We start from the raw sequence: 17,191 nt of genomic DNA, 5'->3' as shown, positions 1-17,191 counted from the left end.
CTATGCTTTTTCTTTTGTTTCCTCAATGAATTGATCTAAACGGTTTTCAATATCATCAAGTAACCCTCTTTTCCTCATCATGAGGGTCTTGGTTTTTTGAAGAGCTAGTAAGTCTTGGATAAGTTCAACGTCTTTGGGTTCCTGTTTACAAGACTTACGAAGGAGCTCATTTTCCTCCTTGAGTTTTTCTTCGTGTTTACTCATATCCATTTGAGTTTTAAAGATTCGGTTGTAGATCGTTGAAACCCTTGTCTTGAAAAACAAATCCCTAAACCAGTGATACTGTATCAGGACCATTTCCTGATGAGTAATAAGTTCTATCCCTTCGGTTTCTTCAAGACTTTTCTGCGCTTTCAATACGCGTTTAAGAATTTCTACTCGTGTTTCAAACTTATAAGGTCCCCATATTCCTTCTTTTTCAGTTCCATCCCGTCTTCTTTTTTCTCTCCATATCTCTGGATTATCCCTGGTTTCAATTAGAAAGTTTCTAATGTTTGCCAATGGCTGCATCCACTCCTCACCATTTTCAATAAGGCCATCCATTGATTTGTCTTTATTAACCACTGTACATACCCAGCAACCAAACCGACTATTCCCGCAACTCGGAGTTGTTGTATCTATTACAAGAGGGCAATCACCAGAATTTGCATTTCTATATAACGTGACCAGTTCTTTATGTGTACCGCCCCAGGGTGGGGGAACTTGATTTAGATATTGCCATAACTCATTTGTTGTTACATCTTTTATTGGCGCAAAAACATACGCGTTGGGCAATGGATGACTACGTAATCTTTGGCCTTTAATTTCATGCTTTTTAATTGAGGCTGCACGCCGAGAACTTTCATCACTTCTTGTCCCTAGAAGTATAATTGCCTCTCCATTTTCAGCAATCTTTTCAGTAATAAGACGAGTTGTGGGATTTATTTTCAGTCTTTCTGTGCACCATCGATAGAACCTGTTAGGGGCAGGATATCCAAGTCCTATAAGCCTCACCCAAAAACTGTCTTCAAGTTTAGGAATTGTTTCCTTTACCACCAAAGGAATCTGTTGATCAACAGCAGCCTTTTGTATTTTCTTTAGCGTTTTGCTAATGAATTTCACAATTTGAGGATTCTCTACCAGTGTATCATTACAAACAACGTAAATCTGACGGGTCAATAGAACCGGCTCAATCTTTTTTAAGGCATTCCAGACGATTTGCAAGAGCATTGTACTATCCTTTCCTCCACTAAAACCAATAATCCATGGGCGAGTTGCATTTTCGTCATATAAATATTGATCTATAATTTCTGCTTCTAAAAATTTTACATCCAAAGCCATATTGTTCTTCCTTTCTATATTTATTATTGGATTAATTGAATTGATGCGGTATTCTGAAACCTTTACCGCTTGGTTTTTCCGGTTCGCTTTCCCTGGTCTACTAATTCCTTGAGTATTTCTAGATGATTTGTTCGTTCTATTTCATTTATTTCGGCCGTGGAAACAAATAAATCCTTAAGGTCTCGTTTTAAAACTAGGGCAATAAGGTAAAATACGAATATATTCGGTTGTTTGGCATTCGTAGCCCACTTCGAAACAGTTGTTTCTGTAAATCCTATTTCGGAAGCTAACCAACGATTCGACCGTCGCTCTTCCTTTAAAACTATAGCAATTCTATTAATTGTAGGTAGTTCTTTATTCTTAAAGACTCTAGATTTGTTCATTTAGGACATACTTTGGTCTATTCAAACAAATCTATATAAACCTAAACACTTCAATTTCAACATATAATATCATTAAAGAATAAATTTTTGTTCTTTATGATTGAAATATCTATCTTTAAGATAGAATTATAATCCTTATAAAAATTTATAATTTTAAACATTTTCTTATATGGACTTTTCGCATATTGCATCAGGATAGTATAATGTAACATATAAAATAATCATCATAAGCGCATTTGCTTAATTCTCGTACTGAAAACTGCGACCGTTCAAAAACTCGAGAATAAGGTAAATCGCTCACGTTTTCCTTTATCTTTAAAGGCAAAGGCGTGGGCGTTCTTATTCGGGTTTGGGGTGTCGCAGCCCTTCAGTACGGTAAGGACCAACCCACGTCTACTTTTTTTGCGTTGGGCAGCATCGGTCCTTACAGGCTTACATTTCACACTCCCGAGCTGCCGACGCCATGAGCTACTACATTACTACTAGTACGCCGGAGAATCTTTCGTATTTCTTGCTCTTTCAAAAAGGTGAGGAATTAGGATTCACTTACATATATAAACACCTTTACAAACCGGTCCTCTATTATGCGAATCGCATAACAGGCGATGAATTCGCCAATCAAACGATAGTCCAGGAAGCATTTCTCCGCGCCTGGCAGTTCCGGGAGCGAATGACCAGTATGCTGCACCTATTTCGCTTTATCAGGCTTTGTACCCGTTGGGGGTGTTATGACTACTTCCGTCAGCCTTCAAATCGATTTTACCGTCAACTTATCCATCCGGAATACCTTGAAGATTATAAGGCCGCGGCTTACGACCCCGAAAAAGAGGATGAACTATCTTGGGTTTCCAATAAGGAACAGGAACGAATCAACCTAGTGAAGGATGCCATACCATACCTTTCTGGTAATCGTCAAACTATCATGACGTTACATTTCCGCTATGGCCTTAGCCTGAAGGAAATTGCCAGCCGCTTCGCCGCTCCATATCAACAAATCAGCCAGGAAGTCCAGGAAAGCATATTCGATTTAAAAAAGATGATCCTGCGAATAAAACTGCCGGAACCCGCCAGCCAAGTTACTTCGGGCTGTTCGCCTCCAACTCATTGGAATAAGCTATTAAGTGATCAGCAGATGAAGGTCTGCCAGTTAAGAATGGAGCAGCAATACGACTTTGAAAGGATTGCCCAGGAGCTGAAAATTCCCGTGTGGCAAGCCCTCAAAGAATATGTGTCTGCGCATGAAGTTCTCAAAAGAGTAAAGCGATGAAAGAAGACAAAGTAGTGCTGACCCGGAAAATTCAACTGCTGATTCATTCAGAAGATCCTGCCGTTAAACGGCAAACGTGGGAAGCCCTCTGGAAATGGTAGCGCATATGCCATCGGGCAGCCAATTACATTTATACGCATCAGTTTATTCAGGAACAGGTAAAGGACTTGTTTTACTTCACGGATGAAGTGCGGGTAAGGCTGGCGGATATAAAGAAAGACCAGGATGGTATTCTCACCATGTCACAACTGGGGACTACTTATCAACTGCTCAGTCGGCGCTTCAAAGGACAAATGCCCATGAGCATACTGAGTTGCCTCAACAAAATATTGGTATACAGTTTCAGCAAGGAAAGGGATATGCTATGGAAAGGAGAGCGATCACTCAGGAGCTTCCGGCGGGATATTCCTATGCCAATATCTTCTCATGATCTTCGCCGGATAACACTGGAAGAAGGAGGTCGGTTTTTTACTTGTCAGATCTTTGGTCACACATTCCGCCTATATTTTGGGAAAAAGGGAGGTGACAAGCGAACTCTCTGGGAAGCGGCTTTACGTGGTGAATATAAGCTGTGTACCAGTTCTATCCAGGTGGATGAACACAAGATCTTCCTATTGGCCACCTTTGAGGTGTCTAAAGAGGGCCATATCCTTGAACCGGATGTGGTGGCCGAAGCCACGCTGTCGATGGAAATTCCCATCCGCGTGAAGATCGGGCGGCACAGTTATTCCATTGGCACCAAGGAAGACTTCTTGTATCGACGTTTGGCTATTCAGCAAGCACTCCAACGATGCCAGCAATCGGCTACTTACAACCGATCAAAGAATGGTTTAACCCGAAAGCTCCAAAACCTGAAAAATTACCGAGGCGCGGAAAAACGGTATGTAAATTATAAACTGCATGTGTATAGCCGTCGGCTGATCAACTTGTGCATCAAACACCGGGTGGCCACCTTATTACTAACCGGGCAACAACGAAAAGAAACAGCAGCTAAGGAGGAAGAGTTCTTGTTGCGCAATTGGAGTTATTATAGCCTGAAGGATAAAATTGCCTACAAAGCAAATAAAGCAGGCATCGCGCTGGTGGTGGAATAGAGGTGTTGGGAAAATATTATTTGAGGGTGCTTGTACACCCGTAGCGTGAGGCCGTGGTGCACTCACGGAGCATCAGTGTAATCATGTTTACAAAGGTGCATACAACGCGTGGGCCCTCTTGTTTAAATAAGAGAGCTGTTGTAATTATTGTTTGGCTTTCTGGCGTAACTGCCAGGCCTCTGCTTCTTTACGGGTTGCCTCGTCCAGCATTTCCAGGCGATGTTGCTTTGCTTTTTCGGCGGCAAGTATGCTATCCCGGAAAAAGTTTGGCCGTGCTTGTTGCAAGCTGTCTGCATAGTGAAGCAGGCGATTCATCTGGCTATTGCCGAATAGCTGCAAGTAACGATACTTGGTATCATTGTCCCGGTAGTTATCCAGCCGGGAGGCCGTGGTGTACCAACCGGTAACTATGAGGCACAATATCAAAAAAAGCCCCCCTGTGGCCCAGGCAATTTTGGGGAAGTGGTGATGATGCCTTTGTTCCTGTGGCCGGGTAAGGACGGCTATAGTCTCCTGCAATATTCCATTTAGATGTTGGTGTTGTTTTGTTTGTTTGGGCAGTTCGGTGAGCAGCTTATTCAGGTGGTTGTCACTTTCGGTTAATTGGTTAAGCATTGCTTTCCAATCTGTCAAGTGGTGTAATGTTTCCTGCAATGCACTGAGTTGTTCACCGTGCTGCTCAATTTTTTTCGTATGACCTTCGCTGATCTCTGTCAAGGTAGTCAAAAGATTTTCGTTCATAGTTTAACTTTTTCACGGTTAAAAAAGGGTAAGCTTTGCTTACCGTATTCTTTTACGTTTTTTCTTCTTACGTGCCTCCCGTAGCAATTCTGGAGAAGTGTCTTGGGATACATACTCAGCTTTAAGTAGTTCTGCCAGGATGCCGGTGGCCGAATGGAGTACTTGATTGCCCAATTCTTCGACCAGTTGACCGGCGAAGTTGTGTTCCTCGGAGATCTTGGGCCCAGGTTGTTGTTGGTGTTTGATCGTTGTGGATGTTTGGGTAAGTACCTGCTGCTGATTTTGGGCGAGTGTCTTTTCAAGATTGCCTAAAGAGAAATTCCGGTCCACCTTACTGCCTTTGAAAACGTCTTTACCAAGTTGGAAACTTATACCCTGACGTTCCTGGGTCTGTCCTTTGTTCTTGTACAGCACTTCGATGCCATAGGCTTTAAGACGGGTTTCCAGTTCCTCTAGGCTCCGGCATTGCGGAAGTGTTTCCAGGATGGCCGTGTAAATTCTGTACCGGTTAGCTTCTGAGTGGTCGAGGGCTTCGAGGTGGGTAAGCGCCAGGTTTTTCTTTTCGGCTACAATGAGCCCGTACTTTAAGGTTAGTTTTTGGGCAACCTTTTTCCCTCTCAACCCGATATGATTGTCTTTGATACTTCTGGCTTCATTGTTCACCATGTTGGCAATGAGGTGGACATGAAGGTGAGCTTTGTCTGTATGCTTGGTGATGGCAAACTGTGTATTGGTGATGCCTATTTCATCCAGGTATTCTTTAGCAATGGTCACAATCCTGGCATCGTCCGGCTTTTCATGTGGATGAAAACTTAGTACCGCATGAAAGCAAGCCTGCTTTTTAGTGGGGCGTTGGGCAGCCTGGTCAATAAAATCCTCTGCCATTAACTTGTAGTTATAGCCCCGCACTCCTTCTGTTGCCAGTACTTCTGCGCCTTGTTTATTGCACATATACCGGCAGGCGTGGTAAAAACTATGTCCGTCAAAAACCTTACTTATCATCTCGCAACATTTTTAATAGTTGATCCACTTTCTCCCGCAGTTCCTCTATATGGGTGGCTGTTTTAATAATGCCCGCCTGTTTAAATTCTTTCACCAATTGGTTCAGGTTATTTGCCATACCCACAAGTTTGCGGATAAAATCTCTTTCTTCCGGAGTAAGCCGGGCCTTGATAGGTGCATTTTCCGCCGCCTGTCGCAGGTAGGTGGAAAAATTCAAACCGGCCTTTTGCGCTTTATGTCGCAGGATAAAGTATTGTCCCTTGTCGAACCGTACCCTGACAACCGTTTCTTTTTTGGTTGCCACTAACGGTCGCCCTCCTGCTTTTTTCTTCGTTGTTGTTGCTGTCATAATTTCTGGATTTAGCCTTGAGGCGGTTCATTTTTTCTTCCCCATGCGACCAACGGGAGCAGGGGCAAGCCGTTTTCGTCCTACGAAAACACCGCTTGCCTTAAACCGAAGATTAAAGAGTGGCCGATAAGTCACCGCTGTTTTAAGCAGTAGCAAAGCCGCTTTGTTTTTCATTATTCGCGGTGATTCGCTTATCGCTATTTGCCTGCTTCCAGGTTAAATATCTTCGGACTATCGATGCTGTATTTCCGGAGATTGGCTTTCAGGTTCATCCAAAGCTGGATGTTAAAATCGGCCAGCTCCATCAGATCTTCCTTGTCCAATTTGTAGGGGTTGGTCACTTTGCCTAACTCCTTTCCTCCAGTAAGGTCTTCTGTGAAGGAAAAAATATTGGGCGCATAACCTTCTCCTATCTCCAGGCTTTTGGAAATAGCGAGACTGCTGCCGTACAACTTCAGGTGCTTGCCACTGGTCAGGGAAAGCGTTTTACGTTTTATATCTGCCATTGTTTTTTTTGATTGTTTAAAAATGAATTACTGCGGTTTATTATTTGGAGATAGTATTGAGATTTTACAGGCGGTTCCTTTTGCTGGTTTGCCTGGTTCCAGGCGGTGGCTGATCACTACCCCGCAGCATCTTCCCGGCTTGGCGAAGGGAGAAATGTTCTTGCTTCAACTTTGAAAAGTTCTGAATCAGCCAATCGTTTAGATCTTTGGATTCGGCATAGAGCTGGCTACCGTCGTGGAATTGTGGCCCTAGTTTCATGGCCTGCTGAGTACATTGTATACCGGCGGTATCTCTGTCCAGGTAAAGGGTGATTCCCTTATGTTGTTCCATAAGAGGGATGTTTTTCTGAAAGAAAGTAAGAGAGTTTAAAACCAGGAAATTGCAGAGACCCAGGGCGCGATACTGATTCAGGGTAAGAAAAGAAAGGAAATTGAAGAAGCCTTCAAACACAGCCAATTCATTATATCCCTGATCAAAAAAGGTGGAAGCCTTCGGCGCACTGCTACCCTTAAAATGAGCATTGCGCAATTCAAAACCACCGAGGTCATTTTTAAATCCAATAGCAAAGAAACATTTACCGGATAACTCAAAAGTCACTTCCCGACAGTAAACGGCGGCGATTGACAGGGGAATTGTGCGGCTGGCAAGGTAACTGGTGAGCACCGGTGAAACCAACGGACCCGCAGCCAGCACAACCAACTTTTTCTTTTCACCAGCCGGAGTATCTGATGGTTGACTGGCAGCCGGAGTGAATGGTACGGCTGACTGTAATGGCAGGTGAAAAGAAAAACCCTGATCCAGCCGCTTTAAAAACTCCCGGAGATCACATCTGAAATATGCCATCCCAAAATCAATAATAGTTCCTCCTTGCCCGGTGCCATGATCGTACCACAGCCGCTTTGTCCTGTTTACCTTAAAAGAAGCCGTCTTTTCCTCCCGCAAAGGGGAGCGGTACCAGTAATCCTGATTCCTTACCTTTTCCGGTTGAAATCCCAGAGATGCCAGATAATCCACCAGGTCGAGCTGTTTGGCAGCTGCAATAGTTATCCTACTCATGACCGGGAAGTTTTGCCTGGGGTTTACGTTTCTGTTTGAGGTATTCCAGTACTTCGGAGCGCAGGAAGTACACCCGGCCACCCTGTTTGTGAAAGGGTAATCCCTGTTTCATCCATTCATGGAGGGTAACCAATGATACCCGGAAGATGCCAGCGATTTCCTTGCGGGTAAGCAAGGGCTCCTGCTGCGGATCGGCGGATGCCCCCTCTTTTACAGGCATGTTCTCCAGGCATTCTCTCAGCGCCTCCCTGATCCATCGCCGGAAATCGTTCTCATTTGGAATAAATAAAGTGTCCATAAACATGCTGTGTTATGGACGCAAGATGGGTTAAGCAGGACGGTAAGTCAATGATGGATTGGTCATGGATTTTTATCTGTTGAAAGACAATGTGATTAATCAGGTTCAATATCATAAACCTGGTTAATTAAGGTAGATAAAGGGCCTAACTATAAAAGAATTCTTCCATTGCCAGGGTCAACTTCTGCACTTTGGGATCGTTTGGCCTGAGTTTATCAATGCTTGCCTTTGCATTTTTCTCTACTGTGTTGGGCTTCTTATCGGCAAATTCCCGGAAATGGAGGCGCAGGATAGTGGCCAGGTCTATATTGTTAAAGCCGCTAAATAACTGTTCAGTCCTATTATTGGGATTCTGTAAGTTTTGGATCAGGTAAAAGAGTTGGACCAGTTTATCCAGGTGATTTTGATTGTTCAGATTGATCTTAGCAGAAGGAAGGAGCGCTTTTGAATTTTCTAACCGTTCTATGGCATCGGCAAATTTTTGCTCCAGCTTATTGGTTAGGTTATCTAGTCGTTTCTCTGCTTCGTCGGTTTCGCCTGCCGCTTTGCTATCGATCACGAGCTGGAGATCCCTGGAAATAGCCTCCCTGGATACTTCGGCCAGCTCTTTTAGCACCAACTTTTTTTCTGCCACCCAATCGGCTGCAGATTCCAGTTTTATCTGACGCTCTTTGCTATAGCTTTTCTTTAATCGTTCCGTTAGTTGCCGATCCAGGAACAGGATAAAGGCGCTTTTCTCAGGGAATGCCTCGAAATGAAAGTCCAGGTATTTAAAAATATCGTCTCCGGCGTACTCGAATAGTTTGTTAAACACCTCATTATGGTACCGGATGGTGAAGGGTTCTTTGGGGAAATATAGATAGTAGTCCCGCTGATACGGGCCTATCCTGTATTGGAAATAAGGTATGAAGCCTCCCGCCTCTCCGGTATATGCGGACCGGGTACCAAAGTCGGCCAATATGTTACGGAATATCATATTGGAGGAAAGCCAGTCTCTAAATTTTCCCATGGTGCTGAAAATTTGTAATACTGAATTTGAGGAATAACATCCAAAGGCATGGCTACCCGCTTATGCAATGAATGGCAGGGTATTAATTGCCAAATTTTGTAAGAAATTTATGGTTAAATCGGTTTGTATCCGATTTGTTAGTAATTTTTCTACATTTCAATGTTAATTTTTTAGCCTATAATCGGAAATAATCCGATTTTTGCATTAAATTCTCACAATATGAGCTTCAAGGATGCCGTATATGAATATGCAGAAGAGCCACTCACCAGGCAAATCATGATGGATCTGCTAAAGGATTTCAAGCGTCCAAACGACAAAATAACTGAGTTGATCAAAAAAGGAGAATTAATAAGCATAAAGAAAGGACTATATATAACAGGACCTAAGATCAATATTGCTAAGCCTGAACCTTTTTTAATAGCCAATCACCTCTGGGGCCCAAGTTATGTATCCGTGGAAGCGGCTCTTTCATACTGGGGATTGATTCCCGAAAGGGTATTTGAAATTAGCTCCCTTACTATCAAAGTATCGAAGATTTATAAAACTTCAATTGGTAGATTTAGTTACATAAATGCCCCCTTACCTTATTATTCGTTCGGGATTAAGAGTGTTCAACTTACTCCCAAACAGGTTGCTTTAATCGCCTCTCCGGAAAAAGCGATTTGTGATAAAATAATTACGACGTCTGGTATAATTCTACGTAGCTCCAGGCAAGTAAGGGAATATTTAGTTGATGATCTAAGAATAGATGATGAGAAATTACATGAACTTGACCTGGGGGCCATTAGTTCGTGGATCAAGGATGCCCCCAAGAAAGAAAGCTTATCTATGCTGGTAAAAACAATCAAGAGCTTATGATCAGGGAGTGGATTCAGGAATATAATCCTCAAAATAAAGAGCAAGCGGAATCCGCATTGCGGGAAATCATGCAGGAAGTCGCTCTGGCAGGGTTACAAAGAACAGGCTTTTTTGAAAAAGCCGCTTTTTATGGTGGTACGGCTCTCAGAATATTTTACGGCTTAAACAGGTTCTCTGAAGACTTGGATTTTTCCCTGCTTGAAGTAAACCCGGACTTTTCTCTTGAGCCATATTTTGAAGGAATCATCAAGGAGTTTGAGGCTATTGGAATGAAAGTAAGCATTAGAGAAAAAAAGAAAACCAATCAAACCAATATAGACTCTGCATTTCTAAAATCTGAGACCGTTTGGAAGGAGCTGATTCTTGACGGAATTATACCACAAGCAGGAGTACAAGCTTCTCCAAGCATAAAGATTAAAATAGAAATAGATCGTGAGCCTCCTCTTGGTTTTGAAACTGAAGAGAAGCTTCTGTTACGACCATTTTCTTTTTATGTGAAATGTTTTACATTACCGAATCTTTTTGCCGGAAAAATGCATGCATTGCTCTTTCGCAAATGGGGAACCCGGGTAAAAGGTCGGGATTGGTATGATCTCGAATGGTATATCAAGAAGGGGGTAGTACTCGACTTGCATCACTTTCTGCTTCGCGCGCGGGATACCGGTGATTGGATTGAAGATGCCATTACAAAAGATCAGTTGATCGAATTATTAAAAGCAAAAATCGACGCTGTTTCCTTTGATAGTATCCGGGAAGATATTGTAAGGTTTATACCAGATGCTTCTGTGCTTGACATTTGGAGTCCCCAATATTTTAAAGACCTGGTGGATAAGCTAAAGTGATCAATTGCGTATGCGATCATATCGCTCTGTTAATAGGGCTGTATATTTTTGCTTATACTCGTCAGATAAGAAAGACACCTCTATTAAATCTACGGCTGATTTTTCACTCCTTAATAGGCGGCTAAACACGCCCTCTATTTGCCGGATAGTCAGTCCTAAGCCCTGGCCAAACTCCATGAAGCGAGCACGATTGAATTTGTTTTTTCTTGCACTTATTGGTAGTGCCAGCTCCTCTTTATCTGCTGGGTTCACTATTGCCACATTTAATAAGTCGTAAGCGGGGGCCAAGTCCCACGTGCCATCCTTTTTAACAATCATCGAAAAATTCTTCAGATGCATATCATTATTGCCGGTCAAAAAGCAGAAAACCGTCAACTCGAAAAAATTAGACAAGTCCAAGAGTGTATTCTCCGCATATTTAGCAATAGCTTTTCCAACTCTTTCCATAGAGCTTTTGTATTTATCGAACGCTTCAAGTATCTGGAACATGTCCAGCATGTGAATTTTTTCACCCTCTTCTGTCCGGTCGATACGTTTGGTAATATAGGCCAGATCTCCAGACGATAATCGAATTAAGCTTGATGGTACAACTTGCAAACCGAACAATTCAGCAATCCGCATAGTCAAGTGTTCGTTTTGCGGCATTTCGGGATAATCTGCGTGTGGCGGTTTAAGAATATAGTTTCCCCCAAGAGCTCCTACAATAGTCAGACGGCCATTGTTACCGTCTTCCAAAACATCTTTGACAAGTGTTAGAGAAAGCTTCGGTTGGACTCCGGGAACCGTTACACTTCGCTGAACAACATTGGCTGCCAGGTCAGCCATTTGTTCCAGGCTATATCCTAGCTTGGGAGGTTTATCTGTTCCAAAGAATTCCCTATTGCAGCGTGGATGAAAGTCGATTTGCCCTTTCTCTAATTGTTGATAGCAATATAAACAACGGTTATTCATGTTCGATTTCGATTGGTATTACACTTACAGCACCTATACAATTTTGGCAACAGGCCAACAATAGTCCCATTCTATCGTTCGGATTTAATTTCCAATTCTTGCTGGCTATTTCCAAAAGCCATCCTTCCGGAATTAGTCCTTCGAAAAATGGGAATAGCCGATTGTCTTTATAGGGTTCTCTCCTGACTGGCATTGTAAAAGTGAGAAATTGATTCTCGTGATTTTGCACATAATCGTCCTCATACACAAACACGTATTCGCCATCGTCTGTTTCAGTAAGATAGCCAGCAAAATCTTTCTTATAATATATCTTCGCCTTTCTCATCCTTTGAGATCTGTTTTAAACTTATGGGAGCCAGGGTATGCCCAAACATTTTAAGCACCTGGTTCACTTTTTCAAGTTGGAGATCATTTTTCCCTTGTTCTATTTTCCGCACTACAGTTAGGGCAACACCAGTCTTCTCTGCAAACTCCTGCTGAGTAAGACCAGCTTCCTTACGCTTTAACTTAACAAAGGCTTGCAGTGATTTCATAATTATATGCTTTTGAATATAAAGCATAATAAAGATACGAAATTATATGTATTTAGATATAATCATTATTGTGTTGTGTGATTTTATATCTAAATACATATAAAGTTAAAATTGTGATAGAGTTTATATGTAAATGCATATACTTTTGGATAACCATAATTGACTTACATCTCCTAGATCACGATTTGTTTGCGTATTAAGGGTCATTAATCTTTCTCACCAGCCTTAAAAGCCACCAACTTCAGCGAATACTCCTTCTTAACCGACTTCTCAAAACTATCCAGGTAGCTCTCCGTCGTCTTTATGCTGGTATGCCCCAATGATTCCTGGATAAACTCCGTACTCACGCCCGACCTTTTCAGGATGGTCGAGAAAGTATGCCTGGCCACGTAGGTAGTCACCTTTTTCTCAATGCCCAATTTCTTCCCGATCTTGGCCATCCAGTCATTGATAGACTGGACAAACAGTTCACACAATTCCACCTGCCGCAAAGGAGTGATATTATGTTCCATCCAGGGAAAGATGTAATTCTCCGGGCTTTTATCCTTATTGCCCCAATAATCAATGATCTTCTGCATATCCTCCGAAATAAAGACAGTTATGGGGCGGGGATCGAGCCGAGTAGCGTTCACCGTCTTTGCCCGCTCGAATACAAGGTATTCGCCATCAATGTTCTTGTACTTAAGATGTGCGATATCTGTAGGATTGATGCCATTGGCCAGGTAAGAAAACAACCAAAAATCTTTCGCCTTTCGTTCCCGCTCATTTTCGGGCTGATAATAATAGATCTTACTCACGTCCTCGAGCGTTAGCGCTTTTTTGATATTCCGGGAAGATGGCGGTTGATAAAGCCTCCGGCCAAAGGGATAACAGTTCTCTCGCTTAATAATTCCCTGGAAAATTGCCTCGTTAAAAGCAGCGCGTAGACAGCGAGTGTAAATGCCTACAGTGGTCTTGGAATATTCCTGCTCCAGCATCCAGGCCTCGAAACGCTTCAGATAAATGACATTGATATCAACGAAACGTACATTGCCGCTAAAACGGGCAAGGACGTTGTAAGTAGTCTGGTAATGGGCGGCCGTCCGGATACGATGCTCATTCAATAGTTTGCTGATGTAAAACAGAAACACCGACAGAATCGTGTCCGGTTCCGGCTTAGGCAAACGGAAAATAGGGAAACGGTTATCATACATTACCTGGTTGAAGGGAAGATTTTCAAGTTCAGCTATTTCCTTGATGGTCTTCCGCTGGTGAAAAGAAGGATTGTTTAGTATGAACGACTTCTCGAACCCCTCAAATGTGAACGGGGAAAGATCTGCTGCCGCTTCCTCTGCCTTTCGTTGCAATTGTTTGAGGGATGCTTGCATCTTTTTCAGATACTCTGCTTTTTGCTTAGCAGATAAAGCCTTGAATTCTTCCTCGCTCAAGTCGTAAACCGTCTGATAGCGGCGAGGTTTGCGATTAAAAATTGCCAGCAGCTTCACCGGAAACTTCCCCGTTTTTTTAGCCCGGCGGGTGTCCAGGCTGATCGAAATACTCAATGACATCTTGACTAAATTTTCAGGTTCACAATGGCTCTTCGACCTCCAAAATTTGCCAACAATTTGCCAGCAAAGTCCCGTTAAAGGGCCTTCGGACGGCTTTTATCAAATTAGTCAAAAAATATTAAACGATTGATAATTAAACAGTTAAGTTAAATCAAGTTCACCCTGGTTAGCCCCAATTAGGCCTTTTCAAGGGCTGTTAATCAGAGGGTCGCTGGTTCTGCATATGGCCAGGAGGCGCGTATATTCTTTAGTATTCTTCTAAATGATGATTCTTGCGAGATACATTATTTAAGGGCGATAAAAGAAGCGTTTGATGTTGACATTTGGTCAATGCTGGAGTGAGGGGGGGGATAACAGTTTAATATCACTTTCCCATAACCAGACACTTCCGCTCCGGGTTTATATAATCCAACTCCTTTTCCTCAAACAATTCCTCCAATGCCTCACAGCCATTTTCAACTTTATAATCCCGTTCTTCTTTTGTGATAGGGATCAGCCAGTAGCAATGGGTTTCACGATCCTCGAAGGAGAGAATTTCAAAACCCTCTTCCTCGAGATAAGGCAATGATATAAAAGCATGATCACAGCCGGAGTTATCCAGCCAGGGTTGGCCGATATTAACAGTGTGATGGATATTCAGCGGCCGGCTTGTTCTGTGATAAGACGCGCAGTAGGTGAGTAACTCCACCAATTTGGGATCGGACTTAGGAGAGAATACAAACAGCTCGATCAAGTTGTCGTCTGTCCTGTCGGCAGACATGCCAACGGTGCAATACACAAAAGCACCATGGCGCCTGTTGGGTGGAAATTCGAGTATATAGAAATCAGGATGCAATTTTTCCCGGGGCCCTTTGTTGAGCGTATGTTTCACGCCTTCAATGCCGTAGTACTGCTGGTAGTGTTGTTCCAACTGGTTTATATAGTCTAATGTCGATTTCATATACGCCGCTAATGTAAGCGTTTCCGATAATAATCACCTACTTCCCTATTGCCGCTGTCAAAAACATCTCTCCGCTCGCCGGCGCCAGTCCATCTGTTCTGCCGGAAAAGTAACACGCTTTCAGCTCCGCCGGCGACACAATAGCCACGTCTTTAAGCCCGCTTTCCGCGGCTAGTTCCCGCACTTGTTCCGGTGTAAAGAAGCTCACGAACGGATTCCCGGAGGCTTTCGCACCTTTGACGGATGCCTGCTGCAGCACCAGGTCTTCTTCTTCCAGCATTTCCTGTGGCAGGAGGAAGGTGATGGCGGCTTTGCTACCGGGGGCCATACCGGCAATATAGCGCAACAGCTGACTGATAGCCTCTCTGCTGAGGTAGAGCGTTACACCGGTGCAGGCGATAACAGCTGGTTGCTGAGGGTTAAAACCGGCTTGTAGCAGGCTGTCCCACCATGATTGCCCCTTTTCGAAGTCGACACCTACAAAGTGTAATCCTGAAGGAACGCCGTAGCCTGTTTCGATGAGCCGTTGGCGTTTCCATTCCAGTGCGCCAGGCTCGTCGATTTCGTAGATATGCAGGTGGGACGCTACCGCCGGGTTACGTTGTGCGAAGGTGTCCAGACCTGCGCCGAGGATCACATACTGAGCGATACCGCCGGATATTTCCTGAATGATTAAATCTTCGACAAAACGGGCCCTGGCTGCCATAGCGGCCCGCACTCTCCGTGAGAAGACGGGGTCCATATCCGGCCGTTGCTGCCACCCTTTTTCAGGTGCAATGAGTTGGAGGCCGGTGGTATCTTCAAGGATATGCGGCGGCGCATCCAGCTGAACGTGGAGCGCTCGCCAGAGGGCGGTGCGTACGGCGGTGGAATTCGGTGGCTGCATCGGGCGTTATTCTTTTGAACGTAAACCAATAATATTTCCTTCTGTATCTTCTGTGAGGGCAATAAAACCAGCTTCGCCGATGTTGACTTTTGGCTGCTGGATTTTACCGCCGGCGGCGGTTACGCGGCTTAACTCACTGCTGATCTCCCGGGTGTCGAAGTAGATGAGTGTGCCACCCGGACCGGGATTCACTTTATCCAGCTTCACCAAAGCACCCATGCTGCCGCTGCCATCTTCTTTGCCCGGGAAGAGGGCGTAGTCCATATAGGTGTGCCGTTCGCTTTGTATAGGCGTTACCGTTAAATCCATCAGGAAAACATCACTGTAGAATTTTTTAGCCCTGTTGAAGTCGGTGGTATAGATTTCGAACCAATTGACTACATTTCTCATCTTGTATATTTTAGATGAATGTAAAATTAGCCCGGTGTGCAATGCCGGAATTGTAAAAAACCGACAGCCGTTATTTTAGCCATTCGGGGAAGTTAGGGAGTTGTTCTTTTGCCTTGCGGAGGAAATGTTTCGGCGAGGCACCGGCAAATTGCTGAAACGTTTTGATGAAATGGGCCTGGTCGAAGTATTGCTGCAGATGGGCGACGGCCGTCAGGGAGCCGAAATTGGATTGCCTTATCAGGTCCAGCGCCGACTGAAAGCGATAGATGCGGGCGTACATCTTAGGCGTTACACCGATATGATGTTTGAAATACCGTTCCAGCGTGCGTTCTGAGATATTCAGGACTGACCGGACCTGTGGGAGTGTCCGTCCCTGCTGAAGCAAATGAATGGCCCATTCCGTCTTCCTATCAGGGGTATTATTACACTTCAGTTGCTGCAAGAAGAAACACTCGAGTAGATGCACCTTTTGCTCAAAGTTGGCGGCGTGCGAAAGTTGTTCGCTGAGGGTAGTACGGATGAGGTCATCCATATCGATATACTGATTGGTCAGGTCACAGACCGTCAGCGGGAGAAAGCTTGTCAGGACGCCCGGATGGAAGCTCACGCCTACGTCCAGAAACGTTCCTTTTACCTGCATATTAGCGTATCTTGTTTTGGTGCCGTAGAGGAACAGGCCCGGCAGTTGTTGCTGGTAGTGGTCGCGGGACGCTTCCGGATACTGCTGGAAAATCATTCCCGGGATGCCATCGGCCATAATTTTGAAGCTTCGCTCTTCAGCGTCGGCAGACCGTTGTTCAAGCATCCAGAAATAACGGATATATTTTTTCAGCGGCGGAATAGGATGTAGCAGCCTGAAGTCCATGGTTGTTCCGTTTCTCTGAGTGTTCGTAAAGATACACAAAAAAGAAGGCACGGGTATCCCGGCCGGAAAGAGGAGTCAGTTCAGACAAAACTAACCATCTCCCGGAACCGGGATTTTTTCAACAATTACTAATTACCGGTTTTTAGCAGCAGGTGTGGCCCGGAGCAGCGGTACAATCGGTAGGGCGGCGGGTTTCTGTTGTGCCACAACGGGGCAATGCAGTAACACCACCAGCCAGTTTGGTTTGTTCTTCTATGGTTAATTCAGTAATGGTAAGCTTGTTGAGGAACAGCTTCGGGTTCAGTACGGGTTTTTTCTTTTTCATGTTGTTTGGATTTTTGAGTGATTAAAAA

The 17,191-nt window shown here is 44.0% G+C and carries 21 protein-coding genes; 4 read left to right on the top strand and 17 right to left on the bottom strand.

Features of this window, described 5'->3' with window-relative positions; genetic code table 11:
- Entirely contained in the window at window positions 1–1,320 is a 1,320-nt protein-coding gene (gene dndC, locus B5D63_RS14605) for a DNA phosphorothioation system sulfurtransferase DndC (protein WP_078669518.1), read from the bottom strand.
- A gap of 846 nt (window positions 1,321–2,166) precedes the next feature.
- On the opposite strand from dndC, the gene B5D63_RS14595 reads away from it, so the two are divergent.
- Both B5D63_RS14595 and B5D63_RS14590 read left to right on the top strand, forming a co-directional pair.
- Window positions 2,167–2,970, top strand: coding sequence for an RNA polymerase sigma factor (locus tag B5D63_RS14595; RefSeq protein ID WP_078669517.1), 804 nt, complete (start codon window positions 2,167–2,169; stop codon window positions 2,968–2,970).
- A 167-nt stretch (window positions 2,971–3,137) separates the two neighbouring features.
- Entirely contained in the window at window positions 3,138–4,064 is a 927-nt protein-coding gene (locus tag B5D63_RS14590; RefSeq protein WP_078669516.1) for a hypothetical protein, read from the top strand.
- 144 nt (window positions 4,065–4,208) lie between these two features.
- Here B5D63_RS14590 and B5D63_RS14585 read toward each other — a convergent pair whose 3' ends face one another.
- The 7 genes from B5D63_RS14585 to B5D63_RS14555 form a co-directional block, all read right to left on the bottom strand.
- Window positions 4,209–4,805, bottom strand: a complete 597-nt coding sequence (locus B5D63_RS14585) for a hypothetical protein (RefSeq protein WP_078669515.1) — start codon at window positions 4,803–4,805, stop codon at window positions 4,209–4,211.
- 39 nt (window positions 4,806–4,844) lie between these two features.
- Entirely contained in the window at window positions 4,845–5,807 is a 963-nt protein-coding gene (locus tag B5D63_RS14580) for a relaxase/mobilization nuclease domain-containing protein (protein WP_078669514.1), read from the bottom strand.
- Entirely contained in the window at window positions 5,797–6,156 is a 360-nt protein-coding gene (locus B5D63_RS14575) for a plasmid mobilization protein (RefSeq protein ID WP_143312912.1), read from the bottom strand. The genes B5D63_RS14580 and B5D63_RS14575 overlap by 11 nt, the downstream gene beginning before the upstream one ends.
- Window positions 6,157–6,353: 197 nt before the next feature.
- A complete protein-coding gene (locus tag B5D63_RS14570) occupies window positions 6,354–6,662 on the bottom strand; it encodes a hypothetical protein (protein ID WP_078669512.1) in 309 nt (102 codons plus the stop codon).
- A 64-nt stretch (window positions 6,663–6,726) separates the two neighbouring features.
- Window positions 6,727–7,719: a toprim domain-containing protein gene (locus B5D63_RS14565; protein ID WP_078669511.1), complete on the bottom strand. Its 993-nt coding sequence runs from the start codon at window positions 7,717–7,719 to the stop codon at window positions 6,727–6,729.
- A complete protein-coding gene (locus B5D63_RS14560) occupies window positions 7,712–8,017 on the bottom strand; it encodes a helix-turn-helix domain-containing protein (protein WP_159456028.1) in 306 nt (101 codons plus the stop codon). The genes B5D63_RS14565 and B5D63_RS14560 overlap by 8 nt, the downstream gene beginning before the upstream one ends.
- A gap of 145 nt (window positions 8,018–8,162) precedes the next feature.
- Window positions 8,163–9,026: a hypothetical protein gene (locus tag B5D63_RS14555; RefSeq protein WP_143312911.1), complete on the bottom strand. Its 864-nt coding sequence runs from the start codon at window positions 9,024–9,026 to the stop codon at window positions 8,163–8,165.
- A 219-nt stretch (window positions 9,027–9,245) separates the two neighbouring features.
- Here B5D63_RS14555 and B5D63_RS14550 point away from each other — a divergent pair, with 219 nt between their 5' ends.
- Window positions 9,246–9,884, top strand: a complete 639-nt coding sequence (locus B5D63_RS14550) for a type IV toxin-antitoxin system AbiEi family antitoxin domain-containing protein (protein ID WP_078669508.1) — start codon at window positions 9,246–9,248, stop codon at window positions 9,882–9,884.
- Window positions 9,881–10,726 carry a nucleotidyl transferase AbiEii/AbiGii toxin family protein gene (locus tag B5D63_RS14545; protein ID WP_078669507.1) on the top strand — a complete coding sequence of 282 codons (846 nt, stop codon included), beginning with the start codon at window positions 9,881–9,883 and terminating at the stop codon, window positions 10,724–10,726. Before B5D63_RS14550 ends, B5D63_RS14545 begins: the two co-directional genes overlap by 4 nt.
- On the opposite strand, the gene B5D63_RS14540 is transcribed toward B5D63_RS14545, so the two are convergent.
- The 9 genes from B5D63_RS14540 to B5D63_RS14500 form a co-directional block, all read right to left on the bottom strand.
- Window positions 10,727–11,677, bottom strand: a complete 951-nt coding sequence (locus B5D63_RS14540) for a HipA domain-containing protein (protein WP_078669506.1) — start codon at window positions 11,675–11,677, stop codon at window positions 10,727–10,729.
- Entirely contained in the window at window positions 11,670–12,002 is a 333-nt protein-coding gene (locus B5D63_RS14535; RefSeq protein ID WP_078669505.1) for a HipA N-terminal domain-containing protein, read from the bottom strand. Before B5D63_RS14535 ends, B5D63_RS14540 begins: the two co-directional genes overlap by 8 nt.
- Window positions 11,977–12,210: a helix-turn-helix domain-containing protein gene (locus tag B5D63_RS14530; protein ID WP_078669504.1), complete on the bottom strand. Its 234-nt coding sequence runs from the start codon at window positions 12,208–12,210 to the stop codon at window positions 11,977–11,979. The genes B5D63_RS14535 and B5D63_RS14530 overlap by 26 nt, the downstream gene beginning before the upstream one ends.
- Before the next feature lie 206 nt (window positions 12,211–12,416).
- On the bottom strand, window positions 12,417–13,757 hold the full coding sequence (locus B5D63_RS14525; RefSeq protein WP_078669503.1) for a tyrosine-type recombinase/integrase: 1,341 nt from the start codon (window positions 13,755–13,757) through the stop codon (window positions 12,417–12,419).
- Window positions 13,758–14,121: 364 nt separating this feature from the next.
- The gene (locus B5D63_RS14520) at window positions 14,122–14,697 is read right to left on the bottom strand and encodes a suppressor of fused domain protein (RefSeq protein ID WP_078669502.1); all 576 of its coding nucleotides are present in this window, start codon (window positions 14,695–14,697) and stop codon (window positions 14,122–14,124) included.
- Between the two features lie 37 nt (window positions 14,698–14,734).
- Window positions 14,735–15,583, bottom strand: a complete 849-nt coding sequence (locus tag B5D63_RS14515) for a class I SAM-dependent methyltransferase (protein WP_078669501.1) — start codon at window positions 15,581–15,583, stop codon at window positions 14,735–14,737.
- Between the two features lie 6 nt (window positions 15,584–15,589).
- A complete protein-coding gene (locus B5D63_RS14510; RefSeq protein ID WP_078669500.1) occupies window positions 15,590–15,973 on the bottom strand; it encodes a VOC family protein in 384 nt (127 codons plus the stop codon).
- Window positions 15,974–16,043: 70 nt separating this feature from the next.
- A complete protein-coding gene (locus B5D63_RS14505; protein ID WP_078669499.1) occupies window positions 16,044–16,838 on the bottom strand; it encodes a helix-turn-helix transcriptional regulator in 795 nt (264 codons plus the stop codon).
- 142 nt (window positions 16,839–16,980) lie between these two features.
- Window positions 16,981–17,163 carry a class I lanthipeptide gene (locus B5D63_RS14500; RefSeq protein ID WP_078669498.1) on the bottom strand — a complete coding sequence of 61 codons (183 nt, stop codon included), beginning with the start codon at window positions 17,161–17,163 and terminating at the stop codon, window positions 16,981–16,983.
- Between the last annotated feature and the right edge of the window lie 28 nt (window positions 17,164–17,191).

Source organism: Chitinophaga eiseniae (genome assembly GCF_900167135.1).
GTDB classification, from domain to species: domain Bacteria; phylum Bacteroidota; class Bacteroidia; order Chitinophagales; family Chitinophagaceae; genus Chitinophaga; species Chitinophaga eiseniae.
The sequence above is the reverse complement of the archived record's forward strand: the minus strand, read 5'-3'. Positions and strand labels throughout refer to the sequence as shown.